18 protein-coding genes are annotated in these 20838 nt (G+C 71.8%); 12 read left to right on the top strand and 6 right to left on the bottom strand.

What is annotated here, in order from left to right; translation table 11 throughout:
- Positions 1–102: 102 nt before the first annotated feature.
- The gene (locus tag KYK13_RS35905; protein ID WP_223639225.1) at positions 103–1167 is read right to left on the bottom strand and encodes a hypothetical protein; all 1065 of its coding nucleotides are present in this window, start codon (positions 1165–1167) and stop codon (positions 103–105) included.
- An 87-nt stretch (positions 1168–1254) separates the two neighbouring features.
- Positions 1255–3000, bottom strand: a complete 1746-nt coding sequence (locus tag KYK13_RS35900; protein ID WP_223639222.1) for a GTPase — start codon at positions 2998–3000, stop codon at positions 1255–1257.
- A gap of 110 nt (positions 3001–3110) precedes the next feature.
- Between KYK13_RS35900 and KYK13_RS35895 the strand changes: the two genes are divergently transcribed.
- Positions 3111–4490 (top strand): thioredoxin family protein, encoded by a 1380-nt coding sequence (locus KYK13_RS35895; RefSeq protein ID WP_223639220.1) that lies wholly within the window; start codon positions 3111–3113, stop codon positions 4488–4490.
- Between the two features lie 49 nt (positions 4491–4539).
- On the opposite strand, the gene KYK13_RS35890 is transcribed toward KYK13_RS35895, so the two are convergent.
- Entirely contained in the window at positions 4540–5691 is a 1152-nt protein-coding gene (locus tag KYK13_RS35890; RefSeq protein ID WP_223639218.1) for a metallophosphoesterase, read from the bottom strand.
- 42 nt (positions 5692–5733) lie between these two features.
- Complete coding sequence (locus tag KYK13_RS35885; RefSeq protein ID WP_223639216.1) at positions 5734–6861, bottom strand: LuxR family transcriptional regulator; 1128 nt, start codon at positions 6859–6861, stop codon at positions 5734–5736.
- Between the two features lie 390 nt (positions 6862–7251).
- On the opposite strand from KYK13_RS35885, the gene KYK13_RS35880 reads away from it, so the two are divergent.
- The 6 genes from KYK13_RS35880 to KYK13_RS35855 all read left to right on the top strand — a co-directional run bounded on the left by KYK13_RS35880 (position 7252) and on the right by KYK13_RS35855 (position 15557).
- Positions 7252–8427 (top strand): alanine racemase, encoded by a 1176-nt coding sequence (locus tag KYK13_RS35880; protein ID WP_223639214.1) that lies wholly within the window; start codon positions 7252–7254, stop codon positions 8425–8427.
- Positions 8428–8431: 4 nt separating this feature from the next.
- Entirely contained in the window at positions 8432–9793 is a 1362-nt protein-coding gene (locus KYK13_RS35875) for a D-arabinono-1,4-lactone oxidase (protein WP_223639211.1), read from the top strand.
- 180 nt (positions 9794–9973) lie between these two features.
- Positions 9974–10765 (top strand): hypothetical protein, encoded by a 792-nt coding sequence (locus KYK13_RS35870; RefSeq protein WP_223639209.1) that lies wholly within the window; start codon positions 9974–9976, stop codon positions 10763–10765.
- Positions 10762–13635 carry a DUF4105 domain-containing protein gene (locus KYK13_RS35865; protein ID WP_223639205.1) on the top strand — a complete coding sequence of 958 codons (2874 nt, stop codon included), beginning with the start codon at positions 10762–10764 and terminating at the stop codon, positions 13633–13635. Before KYK13_RS35870 ends, KYK13_RS35865 begins: the two co-directional genes overlap by 4 nt.
- A 756-nt stretch (positions 13636–14391) precedes the next feature.
- On the top strand, positions 14392–14850 hold the full coding sequence (locus KYK13_RS35860; RefSeq protein ID WP_223639202.1) for a hypothetical protein: 459 nt from the start codon (positions 14392–14394) through the stop codon (positions 14848–14850).
- 185 nt (positions 14851–15035) lie between these two features.
- Positions 15036–15557, top strand: a complete 522-nt coding sequence (locus KYK13_RS35855) for a GreA/GreB family elongation factor (protein ID WP_223639199.1) — start codon at positions 15036–15038, stop codon at positions 15555–15557.
- A gap of 7 nt (positions 15558–15564) precedes the next feature.
- On the opposite strand, the gene KYK13_RS35850 is transcribed toward KYK13_RS35855, so the two are convergent.
- Entirely contained in the window at positions 15565–16272 is a 708-nt protein-coding gene (locus KYK13_RS35850) for a class I SAM-dependent methyltransferase (protein ID WP_223639197.1), read from the bottom strand.
- 125 nt (positions 16273–16397) lie between these two features.
- Between KYK13_RS35850 and KYK13_RS35845 the strand changes: the two genes are divergently transcribed.
- The 5 genes from KYK13_RS35845 (at position 16398) to KYK13_RS35825 (ending at position 20424) form a co-directional block, all read left to right on the top strand.
- On the top strand, positions 16398–16898 hold the full coding sequence (locus KYK13_RS35845; protein ID WP_223639194.1) for a hypothetical protein: 501 nt from the start codon (positions 16398–16400) through the stop codon (positions 16896–16898).
- 161 nt (positions 16899–17059) lie between these two features.
- Complete coding sequence (locus tag KYK13_RS35840; protein ID WP_223639190.1) at positions 17060–17785, top strand: SDR family oxidoreductase; 726 nt, start codon at positions 17060–17062, stop codon at positions 17783–17785.
- Positions 17782–18573: a dihydroneopterin aldolase gene (locus tag KYK13_RS35835; RefSeq protein ID WP_223639187.1), complete on the top strand. Its 792-nt coding sequence runs from the start codon at positions 17782–17784 to the stop codon at positions 18571–18573. The genes KYK13_RS35840 and KYK13_RS35835 overlap by 4 nt, the downstream gene beginning before the upstream one ends.
- Before the next feature lie 77 nt (positions 18574–18650).
- Complete coding sequence (locus KYK13_RS35830) at positions 18651–19397, top strand: queuosine precursor transporter (RefSeq protein WP_223639184.1); 747 nt, start codon at positions 18651–18653, stop codon at positions 19395–19397.
- Positions 19398–19431: 34 nt separating this feature from the next.
- The gene (locus KYK13_RS35825; RefSeq protein WP_223639181.1) at positions 19432–20424 is read left to right on the top strand and encodes a hypothetical protein; all 993 of its coding nucleotides are present in this window, start codon (positions 19432–19434) and stop codon (positions 20422–20424) included.
- A 59-nt stretch (positions 20425–20483) separates the two neighbouring features.
- Here KYK13_RS35825 and KYK13_RS35820 read toward each other — a convergent pair whose 3' ends face one another.
- On the bottom strand, positions 20484–20816 hold the full coding sequence (locus KYK13_RS35820; RefSeq protein ID WP_223639178.1) for a hypothetical protein: 333 nt from the start codon (positions 20814–20816) through the stop codon (positions 20484–20486).
- Positions 20817–20838: the final 22 nt, after the last annotated feature.

Here is a 20838-nt window from a genome sequence, read left to right as displayed (position 1 = left end):
AACAATCGGCCATGTCCCGAGTCCCCGTGCGGAATGTGACCTCCAGGGTCCTCCGCTCCTCGGAACCGCAGTCAATCAGGACAGCATGCAAAACCGGAAACGTCACGCGCGACGGCAGGCGACGTCACCATCCTGTGAACGGATGAACGCCGCGGCGAGTTCGCTGCCCAGGGCCGCGCACAGCACCTCGTACGTCCGCCGCCGCGCCCCGCCGAAGAAGCCGGGCTGCCGGGTCAGCGTCTCCGGGTGACGCACGAAGACGTTGTACCCGAGGATGCACCCATCCGCGCGCAGCACGGTGATGCCGTCAGTGGCCATCATGCCGCGCAAGAGCTGCGCGGTCGCACGCACCGCCGACGCCGCGGTGCCCTCCTGCGTCGCGTGATGCCGATCCAACAGCGCCACCACGTCCATGGGCCGGGGCAGCAGGATGCCGTCCACGAACAGCGCCGAACCCGCGCGCTCCCGGGGCAGCACCGCCACCAGCGTGCCGTGCGACGACTGCATCACCTCGAACAGCACCCGCCGGAAGAAGCCCCGCGCGTGCTCGCGGCTGGAGGGCAGGACCTGCTCGGTCACAGCGCTCGCCAGCGCGTCCAGCACCACCGAGGGCGGCTCCAAATCAGTGCGGGCGCCGGACAGGTACACGTGCCGGCACAGGCCGCCACATCCACGCAGCTCGATGATGTTGTCCGCCAGCTGCAACACGCCCACCACGCGCGCGCCCCGGTCCGGCGCGTGCCGCAGGCGCTCCAGCGGCGTCTCCGACAGGGGGAACGGATCCGTGCGGAAGATGCCGTAGGACAGGCCCGCCGGCTCGCGCAGCAGGTACAGCGCCCACCAGCGCCCCTGGCCCAACGGCGCGCACTGCTTGAGCGCCCGCTGGATGGTGGCGCGGTTGCGCGGCCCCACGCCGAGCGGAATCGGATCGTGTCCGCCCAGGAGCTCCATCATCATGCCCAGGTCGTCTCCCACGAACGCGGTGGGGAACAGCAGCGCGCCCTCCTCGCGGTAGCGCGACAGCGTCACCAGCAGCTCGCTGAGCGAGTCCGCCGTCTGCGGACACGTCATGTCCGCCTCGTCGAGGAACGCACTGACGGACTCGGTCAGCAGGTGACGGAACGACAGGATGAGAGGCGAACCCGCCTCCGGGCCCGGACCGGTCATGGCGGACCCAGCATGACGCATCGGTGGCGGTGAGGCACGAAGTCTCGCTGCCCTCCCCGAGGCGGCGGCCTGTCAGGCACCCGCCGCCTACTCCGCCGCCCGCCGTGCCGCCTCCAGGGTGGAGGCGGTGCGCAGCCAGCCCTCCGCCTGGGTGTCCAGGTGGGACAGGAGTTCCGCGAAAAAGCGGGTCTCCAGCGCCTGCGCCAGCGTGGCCCCGTGCGCGTCCGCCCACTTGCGCGTCACCGTCGCGCGCACCTGGGCGCCCAGCAGGTCCACGAAGCGCTCCAGGAGCGGCGTGGACAGGAGCGTCCCCGCCCACACCACCGCGTCGTGCCCGAAGCCGCCGGTGGCCACCGTCACCACCGCCGCCGCCCCGGACGGCACCGAGTACACCAGCGTGGTGAGCGTCTGGAGCAGCTCCTCGCGCATGCCGCCCTGCAGCTCGCTCCCCACCAGCTGACGGCAGAAGTCATACAGCGTCGCCCGGTCCGCCGCGTGCGCGTGCAGCGCGCCCAGGTCCAGCGGGGCGTCCAGGCGGCCGAGCATCGCGGGCCCGAAGGACTGCGCCAGCATCTCCCGGGTCTCCGCGTCGCCGCGCCACGCGGCCACCTCCGGCGCGAAGGCATCCACCAGCCTGCGCAGCCCGTCCTTCAGCGATTCATCCACCGCCTGCGTGGGCAGCGCCTCCTGGGGCCGGGGCCCGGTGAAGGAATCACGCACCTTGCGGCTCACGAACGTGAGCGCCGTGGCCAGCCCGCGGAACGGCAGGCGAACGAAGCGGTGGAAGGTGCTGCGCGCATCCAACTCGTCGCGGAACGCGTCCACGAGCACGTCCGCGGGCACGGCCTTCAGCGCCGCCTGCGCGCCGATGCCCAGCAGGTCGTGCCGCAGCCGCTGCCGCAGCCGCTCCGGTTCACGGGCCGCGCGGATCGCCGCCCGCGCCACCGCGTCCAGCTCCGAGCGCGCATCCGACAGCGAGGCCTCCAACGCCCGCGCCTTCAGCTCACGCGCATGCTCCGCCTGTCCCAGCAGCGCGGCGAGCGGCGGCCGTCCATCCAGCGCCTCCGTGGCCAGCGGCTTCAGCCCCGCCTCCACGTCCGGCTGATGCGGCGCCAGGTAGCGAGCGATGGGCGGGTGGCCCACGTCCTGGGCCAGCTTGTCCAGGTGTCCGCGCGCCACGTCCTCGCGCGTGGCCTCGTTGTAGACGAGCAGGTACGGCCTGCCGTGGCCCACCGCCGCGCGCAGGAAGTCCACCAGCGCCGCGTTCTGGTACGTCTGCCGGCTCACCACGAACGCCAGCACGTCCACCGTGACGAGCAGCGCCTCGGCCCGCTCGCGGTTGTCGCGGTACACGCTGTCGAAGTCGGGCGTGTCCATCACCAGCAGCCCGCGTGGCACCGCGTCCGACAGCACCAGGTAAAGCCGGCCCGGAGGCCCGGGCTCGTCCACCGGCGCCACCGTGCCGTGGGCCACGGGGACGATGTCGTAGCGCTGGGTGAGCACGTCCTTCAGCGCGCCCGTCCACGTCTCCGGATTCGAAGCGGCCAGGCACTGCTTGGTGAGCCCGCCCTCGGGACGCGCGGGCGACAGGGGCGCCTTCGCCAGCGCGTTGAAGAGCGTGGACTTCCCGACGTTGTTGGGCCCGGCGATGGCCACGAGGAGCAGGGGCACATCCCCGTCGCCGGAGCCCAGGCGGGGCAGCAGGTCGCGGCGCAGGCGCTCGGCCAGGCGGCGGGCCACGTCGGCGTCGCCTCCGTCGGGGAAGCGCTCGGAGGCGGGCAGGGCGTCCAGGGCGGACGCGAGGGCGGTGCGCAGGGCGCGAGGGTCCTTCATGGGCATAGGGGCCGGGCGCAGGACACCACGCACGCCGCGCGGTGCCCAGACAAGTGTGCGCACTCTGTCCACCGGGGACACCCCTGGAGAGGCGCGGTAGGGTGCGCCGCATGCGCTCCCTCCTCGCCTGTCTGCTCCTGTCGGGGTCCATCGCCTGCACGGCCACGAACGCCAACGCGCCCGCGACCGCGTCCGCCGAGGCCCACGCCGAAGGCCCACTGCCCTTCATCCCGGATGACTACGCCCGCGCGCTCGCGGACGCGAAGGCGAAGGGCGTGCCCCTGTTCGTCGACACCTGGGCGCCGTGGTGCCACACCTGCCGCTCCATGCGCGCGTATGTCTTCACGGACAAGGCGCTGGCGAAGCAGGCGAACCGCTTCGTGTGGCTGGAGCTCAACACCGACCTGACCCAGAACGCGGCGTTCCAGGAGAAGTACCCGGTGGAGTTCTGGCCCACCTTCTTCATCATCGACCCGCGCGAGGAGAAGGCCCTGCTGCGCTTCGCCGGCAGCGCGACGGTGCCGCAGCTGGAGCGCCTCTTCGAGGACGGCGAGCGCGCCTACAAGGGCGGCGCCACCGGCGCGGACGCGCTGCTCGCCCGGGGCGATGCCCTCTACGGCGAGCGCAAGCCCGCGGAGGCCGCGGAGGCCCTGACGCTCGCGCTCGCGGAGGCCCCCGCGGACTGGTCCCGCCGGGGCCGTGCGCTGGAGTCGCTGCTGATGGCGCAATACGGGGCGAAGCAGTACGAGCCCTGCGCGCGGAAGGCGGTGGCGGAGCTGCCGTCGGTGCCGCGCTCGCTCAACCAGGCCAACAGCGTCCTCAACGGCCTCACCTGCGCGCTGGCCCTCCCCGAGGGCACGCCCGAGGCGGCGGACCTGCGGCACACGCTGGAGGCGAAGGCGCGCGAGGTGCTGGCGCCGCCCGCCATCGAGATGGCGGCGGATGACCGCTCCGGCCTGTACGAGGTGCTGGTGGAGGCGCGCAAGCAGGACCAGGACGCCGCGGGCGCGAAGCAGGTGGCCCAGGAGTGGCTGACGTACCTGGAGGCCGAGGCCGCGAAGGCGCCGAACCCCGAGGCGCGCAGCGTGTTCGACTCGCACCGCATGCTCGCGGCGATGACGCTGGAGCAGCCGCAGCGGGCCATCCCCGCGCTGGAGCAGAGCGAGAAGGACCTGCCCCAGGACTACAACCCGCCCGCGCGGCTCGCGACGCTGTACCGCCTGTCGGGCCGGTTGGATGACGCGCTCGCCGCGAACGACCGGGCCCTCGCGCGGGTGCAGGGGGCCCGCAGGCTGTCCGTCCTCTCCGGCCGCGCGGACATCCAGGTCGCGCGCAAGGACACCGCGGGCGCCGTGAAGACGCTGGAGGAGGCGCTGACCTTCGCCAGGACGCTGCCCGCCGCGCAGGTGTCTCCGCGTCAGGTGGAGGCGCTGGAGAAGAAGCTCGCCGGCCTCAAGTCGCCCGCCGCCGTGCCGGGCGCGGCTCCGTAGCAGTGACCCCCTCCCTCGCGTGTGCCCTGCATGGGGCACGCGCGAAGGTTCACGGAGCTCGCTTCACCGCGCGCCGTGCATCCAGGTCGAACAGCTCGAAGTCCTCCGCGCGGCCCTCGCGCATCGCGCCGTCGGTGAACACCATCACCGCCTCGCCCGGGCCCGTCGCTGGCGGCGGGCCGTGCGCGTAGTCCACGCGCGCCCCATCCGTCACCAGGTGGCGCAGCACCCCATCGCGCGCGGGCCCCGGCGCCGACACCAGCTCCCGCACCCGCTTGTCCCGCGTGTGGCCCACCACCTGGACCAGTCCCCGCGGCAGGTCCCGGGGATCGAACCTGCGCCGGGGCGTCCCCCGCACGCGCTCCGCGTCCTCCGCCAGGAGGCTGGGCCGCTGGTAGAAGATGCCCAGCCCTTCGCCCTCCTTCGCGTTGCCCGGGTGGTGCAGCCCCGGCAGCACGAGCGGCCCGCCCTTCCACGCCGCCACCGCCCGGTCCATCACCCCGTTGAGCGCCTCCGCCACCGCGCGCGCATCCGCCCACCGCTCGGGCGCGAGCCCCACGACCCGCAGGTCCGCGCGCGTGACGCCCGCGTGCAGCACCACCATCGAGTCCCCAACCGCATGCGCCACGCGGAAGCGCCGCGCGCGCAGCAGGTGCTCCACCCATGCACGCTGCTCCCCGGTCCAACTGCTGAAGTCGCGCGCCGCCAGCTCCGCGCTCGGCAGCCCCGGCCAGCGCTGGAGGAAGGCCCGCTCCGCCGCCGCGTCGGTGTCATCCCCCGCGTAGACCTGATCCGCGTCCCTCTGCGCGGCGCGGAAGGTCTCATCGCTGAAGCCCGCCAGCTCTCCCACGCGCCCCAGGTCGTGGTTGCCCAGGAGCATCACCGCCTGGTCCGCCGGATGGGACGCGAGCCACGCCACCAGACGGAGCGCGCTTCGGGCCACGCGCTCGCGGTCCGCCGCGGGCCCCCAGTCGAAGTGGTCGCCCACGGACACCAGGCACACGTCCGGCCGCAGCCCTCCCGCTCCGTCCAGCAGCCCATGCAACGAGAGGATGGACAGCACCCGCTCGAAGTCCGCCTGCGGGTCTCCCATCGCCACGTGCAGCGTGCGGCGCCGGCCCTCCGCCCCGGCCGCGTGCGGCCCCTTCGCCACCGCGGCGTCGGCGCGAGCCAACGCCTTCCTCAAGAGCGCGTCGTCCATCCCTCCATCCTAGTCACGCCCCGGCCCGTCCCCACCGGCCCGTCAGGACTGGAAGAAGCGCGAGATGAGCGCGGAGCGGCTCTCCACCTGGGCCTTGTTCAAGAGGTGCGTGACGTGCACCTCCACCGTGCGCTCGGCGCAGCCCAGGTGCAGGGCAATGGCCTTGTTCGTCTCGCCCTGCACCACGTGCTCCAGCACCTGCGCCTCGCGCGCGGTGAGCCCCCAGCGCTGGGTCAGCACCGGCAGGCGCGAGGTCGGCTCCATCGGCGGCCCGGGGTCCAGCACCAGGTAGTGGTCCGGCAGCCCCTGCGTGCGCAGCGGCCCGGAGGAGAACAGCGGCCCCGTGCCCGGCGTGCTCCGCAGGCACTCGCGCACCTGCGCGGCCAGCCCCTGGGCGTCCTGCTCCCACCGCGCCTGTCCCGCCTTGTTCGCGTGCATCACCCGGCCGCTGAACGTGACGACCCACGCGGGCCGCCCCAGCACCTCCAGCGCCGCGCCCAGCGCCGGACCCAGCAGGCCCGCCTCGCGCAGCCGCCGGTCCATGGCCATCCGCCGCTGGATGGCGGGCGTCAGCGCCTGCAGCAGCCGCTGCTCCCGCTCCGTGAAGGGTTCGCTCCGGAAGGCGCCCACCCAGCCCAGCATCATGTCGCCTTCACACACCAGCACCCGCAGCTGCGCCAGGTGCTCCAATCCCAATTGCCGGTAGAGATTGGCCGTGGCCCCGGCGAGCTGCGTCCGCGCGTGCTCCCACTCCTCCTCGCTCAATCCCAGCCGCTCCCACAGCGGCCCCGCGCCCTCGCCCGTGATGGGCAGGGCCCGCAGCGGCTCTGACAGCCCCAGCGGTGAGAAGCGCATCGCGCGGTTGCGCTGGGCCAGGGGCGGACGCGCGGGATCGAAATAGCCGAAGCGGCTCCCCGCCGGCGGCAGCGACGCGTCGAACAGCTCCGCCAGGACCGAGGGCGGCTGCGCGAAGCCCACGCCGTGCACGAACGCCGTGTGATAGCGGTCCGGGCCCACATCCACGCCGAAGGCCGCCGTCCGCTCCGCGCGCAAGGCGTTGCGGAGCGCGACGAGGACCGCCGGCAGGGCCTCGGAGCCAGGCTCCAATCCCTCCAGCAGGCCCTCCATCTCCTGCAAGAGACGTTGGTCCTCGGAAATCAAATCAATCACGGTTTACTTGCTATAGCCGCTGGGGCCCATTGGAAGACGTGTAAGGTCGGAAATGGAATGCGCGTTTCTTCCGCCTATCCAGGTGGGGAGTGATTCCCAGACCCCCGAGTCGTTTAAGACTCGCGTGATTTCCTCAATAGAAATGAATTTCGGCTGACGGCACCATGGCGTTCCGTGCCCTTCCGGGGGGGTGGGCCGACCCTAGGAGTCGAAGAATCCGCGTGTGCGCGCGCCGGGCGTTCCCCCAGGAATGTCCGGCGCGCTGCCCCTTTTCTGGCGACTCCCACCCACGTGTCCACCACCCCACGGGCCCGCCGCCGGGACGTCCCCACCCTGACGGGGCGCGGCGATGATGGCCGCTCCCTGCGTCACCGCGTCCGGAGGCCTGAAATGCCGCGTGATTACGCCTACTACGCCCGGGCACTGGAGGGACGGCGGCTGCCGTTGGCCTTCGCGGACCTGGACCTGCTGGGCGAGAACGCGGCGGCGCTGCTGAGGCGCGCCGGGGGGCTGCCGGTGCGGGTGGCCACCAAGTCGGTGCGGTGCGTCGCGCTGCTGCGGCGGGTGCTCGATGGGCATCCCGGCTTCCAGGGCCTCATGTGCTTCAGCGCCGACGAGGCCGTGCGCCTTCGCGAGCGCGGCTTTACCGACCTGCTCATGGGCTACCCCGTCGTGGATGCCGAGGCCCTGGCGGAGCTGTGCCGGCCGCCAGCGCCCGTGACGCTGATGATCGACTCGGTGGAGCACGTGGCGCTCGCCGCCCGGGCCGCGAGGCGCCACGGCACGCGTGCGCCGCTGTGCCTGGACGTGGACCTGTCCGTGGACCTGCCGGGCCTGCGCTTCGGGGTGCACCGCTCGCCGGTGCGCTCGCCGGAGGACGCGCTGGCGGTGGCCAGCGGCATCGCGGCGGAAGGGGACGCCGTGTTCCTGGCGGGCGTCATGGGCTACGAGGCCCAGCTCGCGGGCGTGCCGGACGCCGCTCCGCACGCGGGGGCGAAGAACGTGGTCATCCGCGCGCTCAAGCGGGCATCCGTGGGCCGCGTGCACGCGCGCCGGCAGGCGGTGGTGGCCGCGCTGAAGGACGCGGGCTTCGCGCCGCGCTTCGTGAACGGCGGCGGCACCGGCAGCCTGGAGTCCACGCGCGAGGACACCAGCGTCACCGAGCTCACCGCGGGCAGCGGCCTGTACTCGCCCGCGCTCTTCGACGGCTACCGCGGCTTCCGCCACCAGCCCGCGGTGGCGTTCGCCATCCCCGTCACGCGGCGTCCCGGCCCGGGCCTCTTCACGCTGCAGGGCGGAGGCTACGTGGCCTCTGGGGCGGCGGGCGTGGACAAGCTGCCGGCGCCCTACCTGCCCGAGGGCGCCAGGCTCCTCCCGCTGGAGGGCGCGGGGGAGGTGCAGACGCCCATCGCGTACACGGGCCCGGTGCCGCTGCCCCTGGGCGCGCCGGTGTTCTTCCGGCACGCGAAGGCCGGGGAGGTGTGCGAGCACTTCCGCACGCTGCTGCTCATCTCGAATGGCCGCGTCGTGGAAGAGGCCCCGACCTACCGGGGTGAATGGGGGTGAAGGCATGACGACCGAGGCGGCGAAGGTGAAGACGTGGCGCAACTGGTCCGGCGCGGTGGTGGCCCATCCGTCCGGCTTCCTCCAACCGGAGTCCGTGGACGCGCTGAAGGCCGCGCTCCGCGACGCCAGCGCCCAGGCGCGCACCGTGCGCGTGGTGGGCAGCGGCCACTCGTTCCCGCCCCTGTGCGCGACGGACGAGACGATGGTGTCGCTCGAGGCGCTGCGGGGCCTGGAGTCCGTGGACGAGCGGACGCGCGAGGCCGTGGTGTGGGCGGGCACGAACCTGCGGGAGCTGGGGACGCTGCTCGCGTCCCACGGGCTCGCGATGGAGAACCTGGGCGACATCAACAAGCAGTCGCTGGGCGGCGCGCTGGGCACGGGCACGCACGGCACGGGCGTGGGGCTGGGCATCCTCTCCACGCAGGCGGCGGCCATGACGCTCGTCACGGCGAGCGGGGACGAGGTGACGTGCTCGGAGGACGCGTCGCCGGAGCTGCTCCAGGCCGCGCGCGTGTCCCTGGGCGCGCTGGGCGTGGTGACGCGGGTGCGGCTGCGCCTGCTGCCCGCGTACCGGCTGCGGCTGACGCGCCGGAACCTGGGGCTGGAGGAGTGCCTCGCGGGGCTGCACGAAGCGCGGGCGCGCCACCGGCACTACGAGTTCTTCTGGTTCCCGCACTCCGACCGCGTGATGACCAAGGCCATGGACCTCACGGATGAAACGCCGCACGGGGTGGGCATGGGGCGCTGGTTCAGCGAGATGGTGATGGAGAACGCGGTCTTCGGCGCGGTGAGCCGCGCGTGCCGCATGCGCCCGGCGTGGTGCGCGCCGGTGAGCCGGCTGTCGGCGAAGCTCGCATCGGAGGGGGTGCTGGCGGGAGAGAGCCACACGCTGTTCGCCACGCCGCGGCTCGTGCGCTTCCAGGAGATGGAATACGCCGTGCCGGTGGAGCGCGGACCGGACTGCCTGCGCGAGCTGTCCGAGTACATCATGCGCGAGCAACTGCCCGTGCACTTCCCGGTGGAGTACCGCTTCGTGCGCGGCGACGACGTGTTCCTCAGTCCGGCGCACGGCGGGGACCGCGCGTTCATCGCGGTGCACCAGTACCGGGGCATGCCGCTGGAGCCCTACTTCTCCGGCGCGGAGGCCATCTTCCGCAACCACGGCGGCCGCCCGCACTGGGGCAAGCTGCACACGCAGACGGCGGAGACACTGAAACACCTGTATCCGCGCTGGGACGACTTCCAGCGCGTGCGCGAGCAGCTGGACCCGGAGGGGCGCTTCCTCAATCCCTATCTGAGACGTCTCTTCCTGGGGGAGGGCGCCCGCCGCCCGCGGAACGAAACCGGCGGCGCGAGGCTCGCGTAGACCCACTCGCCGTGAAACACGAGGCGCGAAGTCCTTGACGCACCTGGGGCCGGATTTTCGCGCCGTATCGCGTCAGACGATCCACCAACCTCTCGATAATGCACAATTCATCGCCCGGCATGCGGTTGGCTAGGGCGTGGGTCGGCGCCAGGCCCGGTGGCGCCCTTTCGAGGGGGCTGGATGCGGACGAAGTCTTCATGGAAGCGCGCGGTGACGGCGTCGATGCTGATGCTCGCCGTGGGGTGTCGCACGCCCTCCGCGGGCCTGCGGGCCTCGGAGGCGTCGGACTCGGCCAACTCGAGCCAGGGGGACTCCAGCCGGTCCGACTCGGGCAACTCCAGCCACGGGGATTCGAGCCAGACGAACTCGGATGGCTCCTCGGGCTCCAGCGACCACAGCACGGGAGAAGGGGACTCCAGCCACTCCGGTTCCAGCGAGCACAGCGACTCGGGCACCAGCGAGTCGAACCAGGTGGACCAGGGCGACGACTCGCGCACGCGCAGCGAGAGCAGCAACGGCAAGGAGAATCAGCTCCTGTCGACGGCCACGGTGGCGCTGACGGTGCTGGGCCTGGGCATCGTCATCTGGCAGTCGTATGAGCACTCGGCGCGGCGCAAGGGCAGGCGGCCCTCGCCGAGGGAGGTGGGGGAGGCGGCCCAGGTGTATCTGCGGGCCCGCACGCACCAGCTGCGCGAAGACCTGGCGTTGGGCGCGGGCCCCACGGTGGATGACCTGGCGCAGGCGGCGCACATCCGCCGCGGGAACCAGGATGTCTTCGGCAAGCTGTTGCGCACGCACCGCCAGGAGCTGCTGAAGATGGCGGACGCGAAGACGCTGACGCCCGAGCGCGCCCGCGCATGGCTGGAGCGCGTGGGCCAGCTGGCGCGCACCGAACCCCGGCTCGAAGAGGACCGGCAGGCATTCCTCCAGCAACAGGAAGGGGCGACCCGAGCGGCCGAGGCCCTTCCGTGAAACCCCGCCCGGTGTGGCTGGGATGGCTCACGGTGCTGCTGGCCGTGAGCCCGCGGGCGCATGCGCAGGACGCGGCCTTCGAGGAGCCCCCAGGCCACCTCGCGGTGCCCGCGTTCTTGAGGGTGTCCCCGGAGGTCGCCCTGGCTTCGAGGGTCGCGGTCCTGGAGGCCACGGCGGGCATCCTCCTGCGGGGCGCCGCGGCTCAGGACGCATCGCTCGTCTCGGACGTGGAGGCGGGACTCGCCGCCCTGCCTCCCGCGATGCGGCGTCCGCCAGGAGGCCGGCTGGAGCTCGTCCTCCACCCGGAGCCCGCGCCCCTGGGCCTGGGTGATGGCACCAAGGCCCGGCCCGACTGGTCGGAGCAGCGCGAGCAGTTCCACCTCTACCGCTACGCCCCGTCCGAGGAGCGCCGGGCCATGCTGCGCCTGTCGCGTCTCACCGACACGGAGGCCGAGCACCTGTGGCGCCGCCGCGCCGTGGTGCACGCCGTGATGCAGCGCTGGGACGACGCGCGCGGCTGGAGCAGGCGTCCCCCGTGGCGCAGGTTGGACGGATGGCTGCTGCCCTTGGAGCGGCCCCTCACGTGGAGGGAATCCGCGAGCATCACCTACGCGGGCGCCTTCAGCCGCGCCCGGGGCCAGGTCAGCGCGTCGTTGGACCTGGTCACCTTCGCGGAGGAGCTGCTCGTCCCCGTGGAGTCGCTGCGCCCGGACGCGCTGCCCGTGGATGAGCAGGTGCGCTGCCAGGAGTTCTCCAAGGCGCGCGCCCTGTCGGAGTTCATCTCGGAGGCGCGCCTGGGCACGCTGCCCGCGAGGGGCGGCTGCCCGGCCTTCGATGACTGGGCGGAGGCGGACGCGCTCTCCCATCTGGAGGTCCTGCTCGTCGCGGCTTCGGGCCGCCAGCCCCAGTCCCTCTTCGGCCACCTCCTCCTGCGCCCGGTCTGGCGCGAAGGGGCCACGGTGCGGGGCCCGGACTTCGAGCGCGTCGTGCAGCTCGTGGCGCTCACGGGCATGGAGGAGAAGGGCCTGGGCTACCTGATGAAGGGAATGACAGGCGGCTACAGCACCGTCTTCCTCACGGGCACCCTGGGCGACATCACCCACGAATCGCTGGAGCTGGAGCAGCGCACCATCCGCCGCTTCCGGCTGAACCTCACGCCCGGCGAATCCCAGCGCATGCTGGAGCGCATCTGGGAGCTCGAGCGTCGCGGCTACCTGGGCTACTACTTCTTCACCGACAACTGCGCCGCCGCGCTCCTCTTCCTCCTCAACGGCTCGCTGGAGGACGGCCGTCACGTGAGCGCCCCCGGCACGCTGTGGGTCCTGCCCACCGCCACGCTGGACACGCTCGCGAAGACGAACGTCGTGGACGCCCGGGGCCGCACGGTGCCGCTCCTGGAGCACCTGCCAGATGCCTTTGAATCCACCGCAGACCGGGCCCGGCGCGCGCTGGTGGAAGAGGAGCGGCGGCTCACGGCGCTGGCCTCCCTGCTGCCGGCCACGGCCCTCGCGCCCCTGCGACACGTCCACCGCCAGCTCCAGTCTCCCGAGCCCGATGTCCGCCGGCAGGCCTACGAACACCTGCCCTCCGCCGCGATGACGGCGCTCGGCGCCGCGGCACCGTCCGAGCAGGCGAAGGCCCGCGAGGCCCTGCACGCCTACGTGGCGCACGCGGTGCGCGTGGAGCGCGCGGCGGTGGACCAGGCAGAAGAGGAGAAGCTCTCCATCGAACGCGAGCGCCTCGTCGCCGTCGACCTCAAGGGCGAGGGAGGCGCCGCGCAAGGTGTCCGTGAACGTCAGCGCCTCTTCGAGCGCGAGGACGCCATGCAGCGGAAGCTCGCGGTGCTCGACCGCACGGCCCTGCTCCAGCAGGCCCTGGACACCGCCACCAAGCGCCTGCCCACGCCGGATGAGCTCAAGGCCCTGGTCCGCGCGGAGCACACCGAAGCCGCCTTCGCCGCGGCCACGGAGGCCCAGGGCGCGCTCAACGACGGGCCGTTCGCGGACGTGGATCCGCGCGCCTTCCTCGCGCGGGACCATCAACGGAAGGTGGACGCGGAGACCACCTGGGCCCAGGGCGCGCTGCGCGAATCCGGCGCGGCCCGCATGGTGGTGAGCGGCGGCGTGGACTTCCCGGAGGTGGGCGCCGCGCGTCCGGTGGTGAGCCTGCGCACCTCCGCGATGAATGAATCCCTGGGCGACGCGCGCCTGCACGGCTTCCAGTCCAGCAGCGAGCTGCGCGTGCTGGACGGGGAGCTGGCGGTGGAGCCCCGCTGGGGCGTGCCGCGCATCATCGGCTCGCGCCTGACGTTGGTGGGCTACCGCACCCTGCTGCCGCAACTGCCCCAGCAGCGGCGGTCGCTCCTCGACTCACTGGGGTGGGGCGCGGAGGCGAGGATGTCCACGGACATCGACCGCCCGTTGCCCTACCGCGCGACGGTGGACACGGAGGCGCTGGGCGTGGTGGCGGCCTCGGAGCGCTTCGACACCTTCCTCGCGGTGGGGCTGGGCGCCCAGGCCACGATGGCCTGGAGCCGGGGGGAGACGGTCCCGACGGTCGGGCCCCGTCTGTCATTGGCCCACCGCACGGGCCTGCCCGGCCCGGGCAACAGCGCGCTGCGCCTGGAGGCCACGTATGTGCCCTCGTGGCGCCTGGGCCTCACGCCGGGCTTCACGCACGAGGCGGACGCGACGCTCCAGGTGGAGTGGTACCTGGGGCGTGTCGCCCGCTGGAGCGTGCTGCTCACTCCTCGCGCCCAGCTCCACTGGGAGGGGACACTTGCGTCGTGGGCAGGTCGCGGGACAGGTCTCGCGAGCCTTCCGGAAGGGCTGGAGCGACATCGCCTTGCGTTAGGAGTGGAGCTCCGCTGATGCCCGACGGGTACGCGTAGCCGGGGGTGATCTCCCCGCTGAACATCGGGCGGCTGGAGGCCCCGCAGAGGGCGCCGATGAACAGGCCGATGGCATTCAGGATGGTCCAGTTCACCCAGCCCAGGCCGTAGAAGAGGCGCTCGGAGCCCACGCTGAAGACGTTGTAGGCCACGAAGAACGATGCGGGCACCAACACGGCGGCGACGAGCGCGGCGGCCAGGGCCCGGCGAGGCCGTCCCGCGTGGAAGCCGCCGAACGTGCCGGCCAGCAGGCCGTTGAGCAGCGGCATGAAGAACGTGACGGCGCTGATGAGCGTCATCGTCAGCACGCTCACGTCGAAGCGGTTGCGCTTCCAGATGAACCGGCTCTCCTCCACACGCGTGTCGGGCGGCGCGGCCGCGTAGTACTCGACCCGCCCTTCCCGCACCGGCGAGCGCTTGCTCGAAGTCGTGACGTGTCCTGATGCCTCCGTATAGGTCTCATCCATGGCGCAGGGGCCTCCGTGCGGGCGGGGGAAGGACGTGCCCGGACCATTGGGAGATGGTGCTGGAGGCGAGCGGGTGGAAGGGCTGAGGGGTCCACCGGCCCTCGAGGGAGAGGGCGCGGGTTTCGCCTGCCCGCCGGGAATTTCCGCCACCGGGCGTGAGGGCGGATGCCATACCCCGGGACCGTGACACACCGGGGACTTGGCGTTCGGTGGCTGGCGGCTATGCTGCCGCGCCTCCGCCGTACCGCTTCCCAGCCTGGATGGATTCCATGAGCCTTCGCCGCAACCTGCTGACCGTCGCCCTCCTCTCCTCCGCGCTGCTGTCCGCCTGCGCGCTGCGCCCGCGCTACAACGACATCGTCCAGGCGAACGGCGCGACCGCGCTCCAGGAGAACCAGCTCGTGGTGCTCCGCGTGACGGATGCCGAGACGGGCAAGCCGGTGAAGGGCGCCAAGATTCTGGGCGGCGAGTACCGCAACCACCTCAACGCCACCAGCGATGAGAACGGCGAGGTCGCCCTCCAGCTCGACCCGGGCCTGGTGAAGGAGAACCCGCTGGTGGAGGTCGTCCTGCCCAAGGGCGTGAGCCACTACAAGCTCCAGCTGGTGCCCTCCGGTCAGGCCCCCGCGCCCGAAGGCGAGCCCATCGCCCCCCCGGAGTCGTCCACCGCGCCCGCGACGCCCGGCGCGCCGTCGGAGACCCCGGCGAACCCCGAGACCCCCAAGTAGGCACCGCCGTCAGGTGGGCCCGCGGATCAGGTGCCTGCCCTGCGAGCGCCTGAGCGCCCCGTCTCCCAGAATCAACGCGCCTCCCAGGAGAGCGCCCGCCTTCATCAAGAACCAGGCGGGCAGGCGGGCCCCGTGTGCAATGCCCGGGAAACGTTGAGAGATCTCCTGGGAGGAGGGAGCGGGCCATGTCGAAGGCATTCACCAAGGAAGACGGGGGCGGCGACGAGGGGCTCACCCCCGCGCGTCCCCGGTCGACGTCGGCGGAGCAGCGCTACATCACGCCCGAGGGCTACCGCGCGCTCCAGGAAGAGCTCCTGGACCTTCAGGGCCCCGCGCCGGGGGACTGGCCGGAGCTGGAGGCCGCCGTGCGCAAGCGCGAGCGCGAACGCCGGGTGCGTGAGCTCACCGCCATCCTCGAGGACGTGCGCGTGGTGACGCCGGATCCGTCTCAGGCGGGCCGCGTCTTCTTCGGTGCGTGGGTGGTGCTGGAGGACGAGGACGGCGCGAGCGTGCGCTACCGCATCGTCGGCCCGGATGAGGCGGACGTGAAGGCAGGAAGGCTGAGCGTGGAGTCCCCGCTGGCGCGCGCGCTCCTGGGCAAGGAGGCCGGCGAGTCCGTGCAGGTGGAGCGTCCTCGCGGCACGGTCGAATACGAAATCCTCGCGGTGGAGTACGCGGAGTCCGAGGGCGCCTCGGCCGCGCCGTGAGGCCGCATCAGCGCTTCGTGGCGATGACGGTGACGAGCCGGCCAAAGGGTTCCGGCATGTCGCCCTCGCGCACCTCCACGTCGAACCCCGCCGCCTCCAGCAGCGCGCGGGCGCGGGGCACGAGGAACGTCAGGTAGTACATGACGAACGGCGGCTTCCAGAGCGCGTTGCGCACGCGCATGGCGGCGTTGAAGCCCTTCGCCACCCAGTAGCCGGGGTTCAGTGCGGATGGCGGCTGAGCGGTGACGAAGACGAAGCGCCCCCCGGGCTTCAGCGCCCGCGCGATGCCCGCGACGAGGCGGGGCTCGTCCTCCTCCAGGATGTGTCCGAAGGCGCCGAAGCTGGTGACCAGGTCGAACGCCGCGTCGAAGGGCAGCGCCAGCGCGTCCCCGCGCACGAAGTCGAGCGCCGCGCTGCCAGGCGCATCCGCGAGCCGCCGCCGCGCTTCATCCAGCATGCCCTGGCTCAGGTCGAAGCCGACGACGCGCTCGCGGCACAGCGGGCGCAGCACGCGCATCGCGGCGCCGGTGCCGCAGCACACGTCCAGGGCGCTGCCCACGGGGCCCACGTGCGCGAGCGCGGCCTTGAGCACCGGATCCGGCGTGCGGAACGGCGTGTGCTCGAACTTGGGCGCGAGCAGGTCGTAGCCGTGCTCGACGGAGGTGAGGGCCTGCCGGGCAAGCTCGCGGAGGGTGGGGCCGTCGCGGTGGAACATGGGACGAGGTGTACCCACATCCCTCCGGCCCCGCCACCGGGGTTCAGGGGGACTCGACGGGATTTGAATGTTCCGGCGGGGGCTCCGTCAGTCAGGACAAGCAACTCGGACGGAGGATGGATGACATGGCTTTCAAGCTCGGACTCGCGACCCTGACCTTCGGTGCACTGCTGCTCGGTTCCTCCACGTCGTTCGCGGCGGACTGGCGCGGCCCGACGCAGGCGGACGCGCGCTGGGGCGGCCAGCAGCCGCGGTACCAGGGCGGGTGGGACTCCGCGCCCCAGGGCCAGGCGTTCCGCTACGCCGATGACGACGAGAAGGTCCGCCGCTACATGGGCTGCCGCGGCCCGAACTGCAACTACGGCCCCATGCCGCGCCCGGTGGACTCGCGCGGCCGCTACGAGCTGCAGACGGTGGAGCGCTGGGTGCCGGCGCGCTACGAGCAGGTCTGGGTCCCCGAGCAGTGCGTGACGCGTGGCCGCCACGGCCGCCACATGCGGTGCACGCCGGGCTACTACGACCAGCAATATGTGCCGGGCGGCTACCAGGCGGTGACGGAGTGGGTCTGGGTGCCGTACGGCGGGCGCCGCTGGGTGAACGTGCACGCGGTGTCCTACTACCCGTAGCCAGCCAGAGGAGACGAAGGGGACGAACGACGCAGAGGGGAAGCAGGGGAACAACGCGGGGCGGCGCCTGGAGTGGGGACTCCGGGTGTCGCCCCGCGGTGTTTCGTGCGTGAAGGCGCCGGGTGCCTTTCGCGGGCGGGCCTGTTAGGCAGGGCCCGCATATGGGGACCGCATTCATCACGGGCGCGGGCGTGCGCGTTGGAAGCGCGGTGGCGCGAGCGCTCGGCCGCGCCGGCTACGACCTGGCGCTTCACGCGAACCGTTCCATGGAACCGCTGGAGGCGCTGGCGCACGAACTGCGCGCGCTGGGCCGCGACGTCACGCTCTACAGCGGAGACCTCTCCGACGCGCAGGCCGTGGACGCGCTGGGCGCCCGGGTCCGCGAGGCGCACCCCGCGCTGGACGTGGTCGTCCACAACGCGGGGCTCTATGAACGGGTGGACTTCGCGGACGTGACGCGCGAGCAGTACCGCCGCATGCAGGCCGTGAACGTGGACGCGCCCTTCTTCCTCACGCAGGCGCTGCTGCCGTCGCTGCGTGCGGGGAAGGACCCGCTGGTGGTGCACCTCACCGACATCGGTGGGGAGCGGGCGGTGAGCCACTACGCGCACTACTCGGTGAGCAAGGCGGGGCTCGTGATGCTGACGCGCGCGCTCGCGGTGGAGCTGGCGCCGCACGTGCGCGTCAACGCCATCTCGCCGGGCGTGGTGGCGTTCCCGGAGCACTTCGACGAAGCCGCGCGCAAGGAGGTCCTCGAGCGCGTGCCCATGGGCCGCGAGGGCAGCGTGGAGGACGTGGCGCGCACGGTGGTGTTCCTCGCGCGCGAGGCGCCGTACCTCACCGGACAGGTCATCGCCGTGGATGGTGGAAGGAGCGCGCAGCTGTGAGCCAGGAGCCGGCGTGGAGCCACCCCGTGGTCACCGACGCGCAGGGCCGTCCGTTGGACGTGATGGAGCTGCGCGGGCTCACGGTGGACGTCATCGTGGGCATCTACAACCGCGAGCGCGTGAAGCCGCAGCCCCTGCGCCTGGACGTGGCGCTCTTCCTGGACGCGCGGCAGGCGGCGGTGGGCGGAAGGCTTGCGAACACCGTGCACTACGGGCGGCTGGCCGGTGAGCTGCGCTTCCTGCTGGATGCGTGCCGCTTCGAGTTGTTGGAGTCCGCGGCGGAGGCGGTGTGCCGCTACCTGCTGGCGCCGCCCACGGACGCCGCGCCGCACGCGCCGCTGTACGCCGCCACGGTGCGGGTCACCAAGCCGGAGGCGCTGACGGGCTGGGCCATCCCGTCGCTCCAGGTGCACCGGACCGCCGAGGAGATGGTGTACCGGACGGAGACGAAGTCCTTTGGCTACGTGGACGTCATCCACGAGGGCGCGACGTATGGCGTGTACCGGCTGCGGGTGGAGCCGGGCGGAGCCATCCCGCCGCGCGCGGACGGGCACACGGAGGGCATGGAGCTGGTGCTGGGCGCGGGGTTGCAGCTCGAAGGACAGCCGGTGGGGCGGGGGATGGCGTTCAGCGGGCCGGGCGTCTTCGGCCACGGCTACGACAACCCGACGGGCACGGAGCAGACGGTGTTGGGGGTGTACCGGCCGCGGCTGGTGCTCGCCGGGGGAGGCGGTTTCGGGGAGAGGCCGCCCGTGGGGCCGGGCACGTTGTATTACCTGCCCGAGTAGACCCCGGGCGGCCAAGCGACGGGGGCGGGCGGGTGTGCTAGCAGTAGAGGCGCCTCGTTCGCGAAGGACGCATTCGGATGACCCTGGACCGGCGGATTCAGCTTTTCATGGTGCTCGCGGGGGTGTTCATCACCTCGCTGGTGGTGGGCGACATCATTGGCGCGAAGCTGTTCGAGGTGCACCTGGGCCCGGTGGTGGCGGTGATGTCGGCGGGCATGTTGCCGTTCCCGGTGACGTTCCTGCTGACGGACATCCTCAACGAGTTCTACGGCAAGCGGGTCGCGCGGTTCGTGACGTGGGTGGGCTTCTTCATGGCCATCTTCACGTTCGTGATCATCGCGCTGGCGGGCCAGATTCCGTGGGCGCCGATGACGGAGGCGAAGGACTACAGCGGGACGGTGGCGGCGTCGTTCAACAACGTGTTCGGCGGCTCGCAGCGCATCCTGATGGCGTCGATGGTGGCGTACCTGGTGGCCCAGTTCCTGGACATCTCGGTCTTCAACCTGCTCAAGCGCATCACGAACAACCGGATGCTCTGGCTGCGCGCCACGGGCTCCACGGTGGTGTCGCAGCTCATCGACACGATGGTGGTGCAGTTCGTCGCGTGGACGGGCGTGCTGCCCCAGAACGTCATCTTCCGGATCATCTTCACCTCGTACGCGGTGAAGCTGCTGGTGGCCATCGGCCTGACGCCGCTCGTCTACCTGGGGCACGCGCTGGTGGAGCGCAAGCTGGGCATCGCCCCGGTGGTGCTGGGCGAGGACGGAGAGCCGGTGAACCTCGTGGAGACGAACCCGGCGCCCCCGCCCGCGGCCGCAGCCTGACTGTGGTAGGCTGCGGGGGGCAGGAGGGTGCCCCATGCAGTTCACGCTCACCGACGATGCGCCACCGCAGCTGTCGTTCGCAGGCCTCTTCTGGCCGATGTTGTTCTTGCTGCTCTGGGTCGCGTTGCCACTCGTCCTCTGGTTGAGGCGAGGGCCCCGTGACGGCCATGACGTCCTGAGCCTGAAGGCGTCATCCCCCTGGACCCGGTTCTCGAGCGCCCGGGAGTTCATGGCGTGGGCCTGCGTGGCGGCGGCCTTCATGGGCCCGCTGCTGATGCTCCTGGTCCAGGTCGTAGGCGACATCCGATGGGCTGTTTCACATGAGTCCGAGCCTTTTCCTGAGCCTTGGAGTGTCGAGACCGTCTGCTGCGGAATCGTCATCCTCGCTGCCTGTGCCGTGGTGCCCCTGGTGCGCTGGTCGGGATGGGGGGCGCGTGTGGCCCGTGAAGCGATGCCCGTCCGCATCCGCCTGCGTCAACGTTTGGGAGACCTGCTGGGCTGGCTGGGAGTGGTGGTCATCTTCGCGGGCCCCGTCCTGTTCGGCCAGCACATCATCTGGGGGTTCGGCTCGCGGATAGGGGTAGATGAATACTTCCAGTGGGGACCGCCGCCTTCTCCGATGGAACTTCTCCTGGGCCTGGATCGCCTCGGGTATTGGGGTCTCGTGACGATCGCGGTGTTCGCCACGGCAGGATGGCTTCTGCTCGCCTTGTGGCGACGAATGGACTGCTCCCCCCTGGATGTCGTGAAGGTGGCGGTACGGTCGTCTCGGGGCTTCGTCCCAGCCATCCGGGACCTGTTGTCGTGGATCAGCGTCGCGGCCCTCTGCATGGGCCCGCTGCTGCTCGGCATGAAGTTCCTCATCTGGATGGATGGCGGCCTGATGGAACATGGTGAGCAGACATTCATCGGGCTTGAGCCCAACTCCTGGGCATGGTTCGCCGCGATGACGCTGCTGTTCGCGCTCCTGAGAGTGCGTTGGCTGCGAAGCGCTTCCTCCAAGTGGGACGTGCTTCACATCGCCTGAACGAACAGAGGGGCAGGGCTCGAAGTAGGAGCCCGGCCCCTCATGGTGTCAGTGGCGTCCTACAGGGCGTTGCACTGGGTGTAATTGCTCACGCAGCTGCCCGTGTTCAGGCAGCAGATCTGCGTCGAGGAGCAGTACGTGGTGCTGGCCATCTCGCCCGTGGCGGGGTCCATGATGCCGCAGGGAATTCCATCCACCGGCGTGGGGCGACACGCCGAGTTGATGCAGCCCTGGCCGACCGGACAGTCGTCGTTGCTCCAGCACTGCTTCAGGTCCTGCTCCACCGAAGCCGTCTCCAGCTCCGAGCCGTCCGCCACACCACCACAGCCGACGAGCGCGCCGAAACCCAGCGCAGCGAACATCACCAGACCACGCAGCTTGTTCATGCTCATCCCGATGTCCTTGGAAAGGGGG

The organism is Corallococcus sp. EGB (assembly GCF_019968905.1).
GTDB lineage: Bacteria > Myxococcota > Myxococcia > Myxococcales > Myxococcaceae > Corallococcus.
This window is presented reverse-complemented; position numbering and strand designations above follow the sequence as displayed.

Bases quoted from the DNA above. Each gene is read 5' to 3' on its own strand.
- KYK13_RS35900 (WP_223639222.1), bottom strand. From the start codon at position 3,000: ATGAAGGACCCTCGCGCCCTGCGCACCGCCCTCGCGTCCGCCCTGGAC.
- KYK13_RS35905 (WP_223639225.1), bottom strand. From the start codon at position 1,167: ATGACCGGTCCGGGCCCGGAGGCGGGTTCGCCTCTCATCCTGTCGTTC.
- KYK13_RS35880 (WP_223639214.1), top strand. From the start codon at position 7,252: ATGCCGCGTGATTACGCCTACTACGCCCGGGCACTGGAGGGACGGCGG.
- KYK13_RS35890 (WP_223639218.1), bottom strand. From the start codon at position 5,691: ATGGACGACGCGCTCTTGAGGAAGGCGTTGGCTCGCGCCGACGCCGCG.
- KYK13_RS35855 (WP_223639199.1), top strand. From the start codon at position 15,036: ATGTCGAAGGCATTCACCAAGGAAGACGGGGGCGGCGACGAGGGGCTC.
- KYK13_RS35870 (WP_223639209.1), top strand. From the start codon at position 9,974: ATGCGGACGAAGTCTTCATGGAAGCGCGCGGTGACGGCGTCGATGCTG.
- KYK13_RS35875 (WP_223639211.1), top strand. From the start codon at position 8,432: ATGACGACCGAGGCGGCGAAGGTGAAGACGTGGCGCAACTGGTCCGGC.
- KYK13_RS35825 (WP_223639181.1), top strand. From the start codon at position 19,432: ATGCAGTTCACGCTCACCGACGATGCGCCACCGCAGCTGTCGTTCGCA.
- KYK13_RS35850 (WP_223639197.1), bottom strand. From the start codon at position 16,272: ATGTTCCACCGCGACGGCCCCACCCTCCGCGAGCTTGCCCGGCAGGCC.
- KYK13_RS35830 (WP_223639184.1), top strand. From the start codon at position 18,651: ATGACCCTGGACCGGCGGATTCAGCTTTTCATGGTGCTCGCGGGGGTG.
- KYK13_RS35820 (WP_223639178.1), bottom strand. From the start codon at position 20,816: ATGAGCATGAACAAGCTGCGTGGTCTGGTGATGTTCGCTGCGCTGGGT.
- KYK13_RS35860 (WP_223639202.1), top strand. From the start codon at position 14,392: ATGAGCCTTCGCCGCAACCTGCTGACCGTCGCCCTCCTCTCCTCCGCG.
- KYK13_RS35845 (WP_223639194.1), top strand. From the start codon at position 16,398: ATGGCTTTCAAGCTCGGACTCGCGACCCTGACCTTCGGTGCACTGCTG.
- KYK13_RS35840 (WP_223639190.1), top strand. From the start codon at position 17,060: ATGGGGACCGCATTCATCACGGGCGCGGGCGTGCGCGTTGGAAGCGCG.
- KYK13_RS35895 (WP_223639220.1), top strand. From the start codon at position 3,111: ATGCGCTCCCTCCTCGCCTGTCTGCTCCTGTCGGGGTCCATCGCCTGC.